The organism is Anaerotruncus massiliensis (ex Togo et al. 2026) (assembly GCF_030825285.1).
GTDB classification, from domain to species: domain Bacteria; phylum Bacillota; class Clostridia; order Oscillospirales; family Ruminococcaceae; genus Anaerotruncus; species Anaerotruncus massiliensis.
Genome location: NZ_JAPJQF010000072.1, coordinates 1 through 10,116 on the forward strand (window position 1 = coordinate 1; position 10,116 = coordinate 10,116).

The 10,116-nt window shown below is 62.8% G+C and carries 7 protein-coding genes, 5 tRNA genes and 1 rRNA gene; 10 read left to right on the top strand and 3 right to left on the bottom strand.

Annotated elements, in window-relative coordinates; translation table 11 throughout:
- The first annotated feature begins 270 nt into the window (after window positions 1-270).
- The 6 genes from RCI06_RS13430 to RCI06_RS13455 all read left to right on the top strand — a co-directional run bounded on the left by RCI06_RS13430 (window position 271) and on the right by RCI06_RS13455 (window position 1,134).
- A tRNA-Glu gene (locus RCI06_RS13430) sits at window positions 271-345 on the top strand.
- Window positions 346-537: 192 nt separating this feature from the next.
- A 5S ribosomal RNA gene (rrf, locus tag RCI06_RS13435) occupies window positions 538-654 on the top strand.
- 50 nt (window positions 655-704) lie between these two features.
- Window positions 705-780, top strand: a tRNA-Asn gene (locus RCI06_RS13440).
- 47 nt (window positions 781-827) lie between these two features.
- Window positions 828-904, top strand: a tRNA-Ile gene (locus RCI06_RS13445).
- A 50-nt stretch (window positions 905-954) separates the two neighbouring features.
- Window positions 955-1,030, top strand: a tRNA-Trp gene (locus tag RCI06_RS13450).
- Window positions 1,031-1,058: 28 nt separating this feature from the next.
- Window positions 1,059-1,134, top strand: a tRNA-Thr gene (locus tag RCI06_RS13455).
- A gap of 55 nt (window positions 1,135-1,189) precedes the next feature.
- On the opposite strand, the gene RCI06_RS13460 is transcribed toward RCI06_RS13455, so the two are convergent.
- The 3 genes from RCI06_RS13460 to RCI06_RS13470 form a co-directional block, all read right to left on the bottom strand.
- Window positions 1,190-2,083: a LysR family transcriptional regulator gene (locus RCI06_RS13460; protein WP_276873225.1), complete on the bottom strand. Its 894-nt coding sequence runs from the start codon at window positions 2,081-2,083 to the stop codon at window positions 1,190-1,192.
- Window positions 2,084-2,211: 128 nt separating this feature from the next.
- Window positions 2,212-3,615, bottom strand: coding sequence for a short-chain fatty acid transporter (locus tag RCI06_RS13465; RefSeq protein ID WP_306576358.1), 1,404 nt, complete (start codon window positions 3,613-3,615; stop codon window positions 2,212-2,214).
- A 47-nt stretch (window positions 3,616-3,662) separates the two neighbouring features.
- A complete protein-coding gene (locus tag RCI06_RS13470) occupies window positions 3,663-4,787 on the bottom strand; it encodes a M42 family metallopeptidase (protein ID WP_306576359.1) in 1,125 nt (374 codons plus the stop codon).
- A 260-nt stretch (window positions 4,788-5,047) separates the two neighbouring features.
- Here RCI06_RS13470 and RCI06_RS13475 point away from each other — a divergent pair, with 260 nt between their 5' ends.
- From RCI06_RS13475 to RCI06_RS13490, 4 genes are all read left to right on the top strand, one after another.
- Complete coding sequence (locus RCI06_RS13475; RefSeq protein WP_101549257.1) at window positions 5,048-6,133, top strand: hypothetical protein; 1,086 nt, start codon at window positions 5,048-5,050, stop codon at window positions 6,131-6,133.
- A 334-nt stretch (window positions 6,134-6,467) separates the two neighbouring features.
- Window positions 6,468-6,785 carry a hypothetical protein gene (locus RCI06_RS13480; RefSeq protein ID WP_306576360.1) on the top strand — a complete coding sequence of 106 codons (318 nt, stop codon included), beginning with the start codon at window positions 6,468-6,470 and terminating at the stop codon, window positions 6,783-6,785.
- Between the two features lie 461 nt (window positions 6,786-7,246).
- Window positions 7,247-8,500 carry a serine hydroxymethyltransferase gene (gene glyA / locus RCI06_RS13485; protein ID WP_306576362.1) on the top strand — a complete coding sequence of 418 codons (1,254 nt, stop codon included), beginning with the start codon at window positions 7,247-7,249 and terminating at the stop codon, window positions 8,498-8,500.
- Window positions 8,501-8,763: 263 nt separating this feature from the next.
- Entirely contained in the window at window positions 8,764-10,035 is a 1,272-nt protein-coding gene (locus RCI06_RS13490; RefSeq protein WP_306576361.1) for a replication-associated recombination protein A, read from the top strand.
- Window positions 10,036-10,116 lie beyond the last annotated feature (81 nt).

A 10,116-nucleotide genomic window follows, 5' to 3' on the forward strand; every position in this document is an offset into this window, starting at 1 on the left:
AGCAGCTGACTCTTAATCAGCGGGTCCCGGGTTCGAGTCCCTGATGGCGCACCAAAGATAACAAGGAGCGTCCATAAGAAGGATGCCCGGTTCGATAGATTTTGTTCTGCGCCGAAGGCGCACCTTGTTCGGAATCCGGTCCGAAGGCTTGGAGGACCGGGTCGTCGAAGACGACACCCCACGGGGGATCCAAAGGGGGTATGTAACCCTCTTTGAACGGCCGTCGTCCGAAGGACGCTTCGGCCTCGCAAGGCCGAGCAGGCCGTCTATGGCCCGTTGGTCAAGCGGTTAAGACACCGGCCTCTCACGCCGGTAACGCGGGTTCGATTCCCGCACGGGTCACCAAAGATCTAAAGCGCGAGAGCGCTTGAGATAGAGCTGTGCCGAGGGCATTCCTTATTCAGAATCCGGTCCGAAGGCTTGGAGGACCGGGTCGTCGTAAGACGACACAAGCCAGGATCCAAAGGGCTGGCAAGCCCTTTGAGCGAGCGTCGCCGCGAAGCGGCGCTCCGGCGAAGCCGGGCAGCGAGCCGTATGGCTGGTGTATATGACGCTGAGGTCCCACCTGTTCCCATCCCGAACACAGAAGTTAAGCTCAGCGGTGCCGACAATACTTGGAGGGTGACTTCCCGGGAAGATAGGTCTATGCCAGCTCCTGCCAGCGTACAATTGTTTTGTACGCTGGCATCTCAAATTCTTCATATTCCTCCTTAGCTCAGTCGGTAGAGCATGCGGCTGTTAACCGCAGGGTCGTCTGTTCGAGCCAGACAGGGGGAGCCAACAAATGGTACCGCTACCAGAGCGGTAGCGGTACATCTTCTTTTTACGGGCCATTAGCTCAGTTGGTCAGAGCCACCGGCTCATAACCGGTTGGTCCGGGGTTCGAGTCCCTGATGGCCCACCACAGGGATCAAGGATTTCCCGTGTATGGGAATACATTCGGGTGGGCAATATAGGGGTATAGCTCAGCTGGTAGAGCAGTGGTCTCCAAAACCACGTGCCGAGGGTTCGAATCCTTCTGCCCCTGCCACTTTTCCGCAGGCGGGCAGCCTGTACATGCTGATATAGCTCAGTCGGCAGAGCACATCCTTGGTAAGGATGAGGTCATCAGTTCGAATCTGATTATCAGCTCCAAGAAAAGACCGTGGACAAGCCTGTCCACGGTCTTTTTTCGCGTTTGTTTCCTGCGTTACCGCGGCTGGCGGGGCGGCGCCTTCCGCGCCTTGAAATAGGCGAGGATGTGCTCCCTGAACTGCTCGGCCAGCGGGGTGAACGGCTTGTCGATCTGCCAGGAGAGGTTGTAGGAGCGGGAGCAGAGCGGATCGTCGAGGTGGAGCAGCTTCACCCCTTCGGGAAACGCCCCCCAGCTCTGGGCAGCCAGGAAGCCGACCCCCTCGCCCGCTGCGATAAGCTTGGCGACCATTTCGGTGCCGTCGCAGGTATAGACGACGTTCGGCTTGAAGCCCGCCTGGAAGCAGAAGCCGTTGGTCTCCTCGGTCCAGCTCGTGGAGCGGATGAGCCCGATGAACTCCTCGTTTCGCGCCATGCGCAGCGGAATGTGGTCGTAAGCGGCCAGAGGATGCCCGGCAGGAACCCCCAGCACCAGCTCCTCGGTGAAGAGGGGGAGGGAGGCGCACTTGTTGAGCGGGATGTTGACCGCGTGGATATAGAGGTCGCAGTCGTAGAGGAACTTGGATTTGGTGTAGTTTTTGATGACCTCGAAGGTGGCGCCGGGGTGTGCGCGGCGGAAGCTCCGGATCAGCTCGATCAGGTAGAGTTCGCCGGTGATGTTCGTCTGCAGGCGGATGGGCGCGGTCGAAGGGTTCTCAATCTCGCGGACCGCGCTGACGCCGCGGTCGACTGCGTCGATCGCGAGCTCGGCGTATTTGAGAAACGCGTGTCCGTATTCGTTGAGCGCGATGCGGCGCCCGGACCGCTGGAACAGGGCCACCCCCACCTCGTCCTCGAGCAGGGAGATGGCCTTGCTCAGGGCCGGCTGGGAGATGAGCAGCTTTTCCGCCGCTTGGGAGATGTTTTCGGTCTGGGCCACGGCCCGGAAGTATCGGAGCCGGAGTATATCCATGCAGAGTCCCCCTCTTCGCCGGTTGAAGGCGCTTTCTTTCATCTTACCACCCCTCCTTTCAAATCGCCAGCCAGAAAAAGGAAGCCGCCCCCATGCGCCTGCATGGGGGCGGCTTTTTTGGCTTTTGTTCAGACAGGGAAGAAGAACACGGCCGCGGTGAAGAGCAGCCCGGCGCCCAGCATGATGGCGGTGCTGTACCCCATGATGTCCTTGGCCTTGAGCCCGGTGAAGCCGAGCAGCGCGAGCGCCCAGAAGGGCTGGCACATGTTGGTCCACGAGTTGCCGTAGGCCACCGCCTGGCAGGCCTTGAGCACATTGCCGCCCGCGATCATGCGGACCGACTCGACGGCGATGGGACCCTGCACGGCCCACTGGCCGCCGCCCGACGGGACGAACATGTTAACGATCGAGGCGCTCAGGAAGGTCCAGAAATAGAAGGTGAAGGGGGTGCTGATTGAGGCGATCGCGCCCGCCAGAATCGATACGAGGCCGGAATACTTGATGATGCCCATGATCCCGGCGTAGAGCGGGAACTGGAAGATGATGCCCGAGGCGCTCGAGGTGGAGCGCGCGAAGGCGGACACGTAGTTTGCGACGGTGCCGTGGAGCAGCAGGCCGCCGAAGATCAGGATGGCGTTGAGGAGGTTGAGGTCGAACGCCGCGAAGCCCTTGGTGACGAACGCGCAGACGACGTAGAGGATGCCCATGCCGCCGATGATCCAGCAGAAGGCATGACTGTTGTTGAGCAGCTCGCCCACCGACGCGTTCTTTTTTTCGGCCTTTTCGGAGAGGATTTCCCCGGCGGGCTCCTCCACGACCCGCAGCGCGTAGTCGGGGATGGGGCGGACGTTGTCCCCCTTGGGGTGGAGCAGGTAGGCGAAGAGGGGCAGCAGGACGATGAAGCCCGCCGCCAGGAAGAGGTTCATCGGGTTGAAGATGTAGCTGTTGAGCGGGATGAGGCCGATCTCCGACTCAAGGAAGTGTCCGGGCGTCGCAATCGAAAGGCCCACCGAGTTGGAGAAGCCGACGCACCAGGTCATCTGCCCGAGGTAGGCGCAGGCGACCAGCAGGCCGTATTCGCAGGGGACGCCGCGGCGGCGGAAGTTGCGCGCGATGCTCTTGGCGAGCAGCGCGCCGCCCGCGAGCGAGAGGCCGAACTGCACATAGGAGAGCAGGATGGTGACGGCGGCCACGAGGAAGGCCGCCTGCGGGCCGTTTTGGGGCAGGGAGGCGACCCGGTTGATGGCGCGCTTGGCCACCGGCGCGTCGGCCACCACCGCGCCGCCGATGATGCAGATGGCCATCTGCATGGCGAAGGTCAGCAGTTCCCACAGCCCGGCGTACCAGTTGCCCAGCACGGCGGCGGGGGAGAGGCGCTTCATGACCATGGCCAGCAGGAAGGCGAGGATGGTAAGCGCGATGGCGAAGATGGTGGGATCGGGCATGTACTTCTGGGAAACCCGCGTGAAGGAATTGCCCATGCGGATGAGCAGGCTGTCCTTGGCTTCGGCGGCGGAATTCGGTTTACTCAAAACATTCACCCCTTTGTCAGCGTTCGGTTGTGCGTTCCGGCCGGCCGTCAGTCGGCGAGGAAGTCGAGGTTGATCGTCTCGTTCTCTTTTTCGACGATCCCCTGAAGCAGGCAGGCCATATCGACCAGGTCGTTCACGTTCAGCAGCTCGACCGGCGAGTGGGAGTAGCGGCGCGGGATCGTGAAGGAGGCCTGCGGGATGCCGTCCCCGGCGTAGGCATACTCGGCGGCGTCGGTGGTGGAGAGGAAGCCGACCAGCGAGAGCCACTGCACCGGCAGGCCCTGCGCCGCCGACTGGTTTTCGATCGCCCTGCGGATTGCGGGATGCACGCTGCTGAAGACGCCGTACTGGTGGGAGCAGTCGCAGCCGTCCGCGAGCAGCACGGCCGGCCCCTTTCCGATCGAGATGGGGAGCAGGCCGCGGCGGGGTTGGTCGGGGGTGTCGCCCGCGGGGACGGTGTCGACGGCGATGACATAATCGGGATGCACGGCGTGGCCGAGCGCGCGCGCCCCCACCATGCCGACCTCCTCACGGCAGGTGGCGCCGACCACGAGGGTGCCTGCGAAATCGCCGTCCGCGCAGAGCTTCATCAGCTCGCACACCACGGTGCAGCCGGCGCGGTTATCCATCGCGCGCCCGCAGAGAAAGTCGGGGTTGGCCATCTCGGAGACGGTGTCCGCGAAGACGGCGCGGTCGCCCTCCCGGATCCCCAGCGCCCGGACCTCGCCGGCGGAGGAGCAGGCCACGTCGATGTAGAGGTCCTTCGCGCCGCGCACGGTGCGGGCCTCCTCGGGGGTCATGAGGTGGCCGGGCTTCGCGCCGATCACGCCGGGTACCCGGTTCCTGCCGATCCACACCTTACGGCCGACCATCAGGTTTTCGGGCACACCGCCGATCTTGTCGAAGGCGAGAAAGCCGTCCTCGTAGATGTATTTGACGCAGAAGCCGATCTCGTCCGAGTGGGAGGCGATCAGGACGGTGGGGCCGGGGCGGCTGCCCCGTTTGACGGCGGTGAGGTTGCCCAGCGTGCTCACCTTCACCTCGTCGGCATAGGGCTTGAGGCGGGCGGCCATCGCCCGGACGACGTCCTGCTCCTCGCCCGACACGCCGATGATCGAGGTGAAATCGCAAAGCATTTCTTTCATTTCCTGTTTGACAGCGGTGCGTTCCATAGACCCTTCTCCTTTTCAAAATGAACTGATTTATGGTGAATATGAACTATATTGATACTATCACGGTATTTATTCTATGAAAAATACCGATTTTTCATATCGAGCAAACCGGATCGGTTATAAGCGGCGCGGAGGGATGGGGGAATCCGGGGCGGTTCGTCGCCCTCTTTCGCGCAGTTTTTCTCCCGGGCCGGGGTATACTGGGCAAGGAAATGTTGGAAGGACATTCCCCAACAGGTAAGATGAAGGAGGATTTCACAATGAAAAAAGTACTGGCTTTGCTCCTTGCGCTCGCGTGCGCGCTCCCGCTCGGCGTGGCCGCCGCCGCGGCGACGGGCGACGCGATCCCCTACCCGAACATCGGCCTCGTGGTGGAGAGCGACCTCTGCGACGGGGACGGCGCCGTCTATTCCGCCGCCGATGTGATCGCGCCGGACACCACCGTCTACTTTCCGATCGAAGAGGCGGCGGTCAGCAAGCTCACCGACAAGGATTTCTTCAAGGTCAAGACCGACAAGGGCGACGACAACTCGAAGATGATCCAGAAGGTCAGCGTGACCGAAAAGAACTTCGGCACGGGCGGCCGGATCAAGGGCCGCTGGGTCGCGGTGAAGATCGAGCTCAAGCAGGACATCACCGACAACGAATACAAGCTCACCCCCGAGGTGACCTTCACGGCCAAGGAGAAGGTGACGATCGGCGGCCAGGAGTACGCCGAGGGCCAGAAGTTCTCCATCAAGTTCAAATTCTTCATGGGCAACACGACCGAGAACGCCGACCAGGATTATATGGCGGGCGACGGCGGCGTGGTCCTCGAGCCGAACAAGAACGAGGATAACGAGATCACCTGGGAGGACGAGAACCGGACGCTCGCGCGGCTCGCCTTTGAGAGCGACGACGACGCCAAAAAGCTCTTCCCAAAGATGACCACCAAGTGGGACGACCAGGATTACGCCGACTACTTTGCCGACCAGGACGCCTTCCTTTTCGACTTCATCGGCGCCCCCCGCATCTCCTCCACCAGCCGCGCCACCTTTGAGATCTACAATCCCTACTACGATTCCGACGAGGACGCCCTGACGGTCGACCCGTCCGACGTGGTGATCTACCAGGTGATCGACGGCGAGCTGGTCGACGTGACGCCCGCCTTCTCGGCGGTCGAGACGGACGACGGGGACTATGTCTTCCGCTCCAAGACCCGCCAGCTCGGCACCTATGTGGTCGCCGAGATGCCGATCGCGGCGGCGGCGCGCGCCGAGCGCCCCGCCGAAAAGCCCGTCAAGGAGGCCCCCGCCAGGCCCGCGCCGACCGAAAAGGCGATCCTGCCTTCCTTCGCGAAAAAATAACGGCACCCCATTTTGTTCCCGTCCGATCCGGCGGGCGGAAACGGGAAAAGCAGCCGCGCTCCGCGCGGCTGCTTTTCTTTTTCGGCGGCGTCTGGATAAAAGTGACAAACCGGTTACAAACGAAATTCCATAAAATGGAATAGTTACAATATGGTTACATCTTGGTTACAAACTCGTTACAATTGTGAAAATAATTTTAACAAATTTGCATTTTCCTCTTGATTTTCGCATAGAATGTGGTATATTATAAGTAAGCAAAAATACAGAACGTAAAATGATCTGTAGAAATTATCCCAAAGGTTACAATCTGTAACTTTTAAAGGAGGCAACAGCCGTGAAAAGAAAGAATCATCCGCTCCGAACCGGGGTTATCGCGGCCGTTGCCGCGTTTATCGCCCTCTCCGTTTTCGCAGGCGGCTTCATCGAGATCTCCCGCGATGCAGGCCTCGCCCGCTGGTTTACCGATACCGCCGTCTACCTGGTCGTGAACAAGTTCGGCTCCAAGCTGTTCGCTTCGCTCGTGATCGGCTGCGGCGCGGCCTTTGCCAACAGCATGATCGCTTACGGCAGGGCCGTCAAATCCCAAAAGCGCACGCGGGCGACCCGCGTGCGGTTCACTCCCGGCGACTCGGGCATGGAGCGTACCGCCTAAACCGCTTTTCATTTTTTTCTCCTAATTCATAAAAAGAGCGCCGGCATTCGAAAGAATGCCGGCGCTCTTCTTCCGCCCTTTTGCGCCGGGCGGATGCTAAGCGAGGACGTAGGGCGCCAGGTGCCCGAGCAGGAGCAGCACCCCCAGCGAGAGCACGCAGTAGAGCAGGATTTTCCAGGTGGGCGGCGTGGGCCGCTTGAAGATAGACATACCAATGCCCCCAATGCACAAAATACCTCGTCCAGTTTAGCACAAGTTCGGCAAAAAGGGAAGGGCTCGCCGGAACCCCTTGTACGCCGCCGGGGATTTATGGTATACTGGAACCACTCGTGAAAAGGGCGGCCGCCCGCGGCCGCCCGGGGGACGCGTCGGATGCCTGCCGGATTCCGCGCGGTGCAGGTTCGCGCCCTCCGCCTACTCAAAATATGTGCCGGAGCGCGGCGGCGGAATGGATGATTGTGATGTATCAGGACATGATGGACACGATTGGGTTCGTCTCCAAAACCGACCCCGAGGTCGGCGCGGCGATGGGGCGGGAGCTGGCCAGGCAGCGCCGCAACATCGAGCTGATCGCTTCGGAGAACATCGTCAGCCCCGCGGTGCTCGCCGCGATGGGCTCGGTGCTCACCAACAAGTATGCCGAGGGCTACCCCGCCAAGCGGTATTACGGCGGCTGCCAGAACGTCGACGAGGTGGAGAACATCGCCATCGAGCGCGCCAAGAAGCTGTTCGGCGCGGAGCACGCGAACGTTCAGCCCCACGCGGGCGCGCAGGCGAACCTCGCGGTCTATTTCGCGCTGCTTGAGCCGGGCGACACCGTGCTGGGCATGAGCCTTGCCGACGGCGGCCACCTGACCCACGGCTCCCCCGTGAACCTCTCGGGCAAGTACTATAAGTTCGTCTCCTACGGCGTCGACCCCGTCACCGAGGTCATCGACTACGACAAGGTGCGGGAGATCGCGCTCGAATGCAAGCCCAAGCTGCTCGTCGCGGGCGCTTCGGCCTATCCGCGCGTCATCGACTTCGAGCGCCTTTCGGCGATCGCCAGGGAGGCCGGCGCCTATTTCATGGTCGACATGGCGCACATCGCGGGCCTGGTCGCCGCGGGCGAGCACCCCAGCCCGGTGCCCTACGCCGACATCGTGACCACCACCACCCACAAGACGCTGCGCGGCCCGCGCGGCGGCATGATCCTCTGCCGCGAGGAGCTCGGCAAGAAGATCGACAAGGCGATCTTCCCCGGCATGCAGGGCGGCCCGCTCGAGCACATCATCGCCGCCAAGGCGGTCTGCTTCGGCGAGGCGATGACCCCCGAATTCAAGGCCTACCAGCACCAGATCGTCCTCAACTGCCGCGCGCTCGCCAAGGCGCTCACCGCGCGCGGCTTCCGCCTCATCTCGGGCGGCAGCGACAATCACCTCGTGCTGCTCGACCTGCGCAACTTCGGCATCACCGGCAAGGACTTCGAGAAGAAGCTTGACGAGGTCTACATCACCGTCAACAAAAACGCCATCCCCAACGACCCGCAGAGCCCCTTCATCACGAGCGGCGTGCGCGTCGGCACCCCTGCCGTCACCAGCCGCGGCTTCGTCGAGACGGACATGGAAAAGATTGCCGAGTTCTTCTACCTCACCGCCACGGACTTTGAAAACAAGGCCGACGAGATCCGCGCCGGCGTCGAAGCCCTCTGCGCCAAGTACCCGCTCTACGAATAGAGTTACGGACTTTTTTGTCGGCTTTCTTGTCGGCTTTCTTGAAAGAAAGCCTTGGCAAAGAACGTTTGGTTCAGGCTGCGCGCCCTGCCCCGGGGCCGGCCGCCGCCCGTGCGGCGGAACCGCGCCGCACGGCGCGCGTCTGCGGCCGCGGGCGGCGTTTTGCCTGAACCAAACGGTTTGCGCCGCTTATGAAGAAGCGGCCCTGTCGTCATCCCAGCCGCCGCCGGCAGGCGGCGGTTCGTTTTCTTTCGGAGGTGATTTTTATGGCGGCTCCGCTGGCGGACCGCATTCGGCCGCAGACCCTCGACGACGTGGTGGGGCAGGAGCACCTGCTCGCGCCCGGGATGGTGCTGCGGCGGATGGTCGAGACGGGCAGCATCCCCAATTTGATCTTCTACGGCCCGTCGGGGGTCGGCAAGACGACCGTTGCGTCGATCATCGCGAAAAAGGCGGGCAAAAAGCTCGTCCGCCTCAACGGCACCACCGCCTCGACGCAGGATATCCGCGACGCGGTGGCCGCGCGCGACACGATCGACGGGCTGGGCGGGGTGCTTCTCTACCTCGACGAGATCCAGTACCTCAACAAAAAGCAGCAGCAGTCGCTGCTTGAGTGCATCGAGGACGGTTCGGTCACGCTGATCGCCTCCACGACCGAGAACCCCTATTTCTACGTCTACGGCGCGGTGCTCTCCCGCAGCACGGTGTTCGAGTTTAAGCCGGTCACCCCTGCGGATACGGCGCGCGCCGTCCGGCGCGCGTTCGAGGCCGCGGGGGAGGACGGCGGATACGTCCTCGCGGAGGGCGTGGTGGAATACATCGCGCAGGCGTGCGGCGGCGACGTGCGCAAGGCAGTCAACGCGGTCGAGCTGCTTGCGCTCGCGGCGGGCGGCCGGCGGGAGATCACCCTGGAGGACGCGAAGCAGGTCGCGCAGAAGAGCGCGATGCGCTACGACCGCGAGGGCGACGAGCACTACGACCTGCTCTCCGCGCTGCAAAAATCCATCCGCGGCTCGGATGAAAACGCCGCCCTCCACTACCTCGCGCGGCTGCTCGAGGCGGGCGACCTGCTCTCCCCCTGCCGCCGCCTGCTCGTGATCGCCAGCGAGGACATCGGGCTGGCCTATCCGATGGCGATCGCCGTCACCAAGGCGTGCGTCGACGCGGCGGTGCAGATCGGCCTGCCCGAGGCGCAGATCCCGCTGGCCGAGGCGGTCGTGCTGCTCGCGACCGCGCCCAAGTCGAACGCCTCCTGCATGGCGATCGAGGAGGCGATGGCCGACGTGCGCGCCGGGAAGTCCGGCCCGCCGCCCCGCTGCCTCCAGAACAGGCACTTCGACGGCGCGGACGTCAAAAATCCCGGCCAGTTCTACCGCTATCCGCACGACTATCCCAACCACTACCTGCGCCAGCAGTACCTGCCCGACGCCCTGCGCGACCGGGTCTACTACCGGTTCGGGGACAACAAGACGGAACAGGCGGCCAAAGCCTACCGTGAAAAGCTCCTGCGCGAGGCCGCTCCGGAGAAAGGGGAATGACGCGATGAAACGGCTGATTGCCATGCTTCTCTGCGCCTGCCTGCTCCTGGCGGGGTGCGGCATCCCCGATCCGCCCCGCCC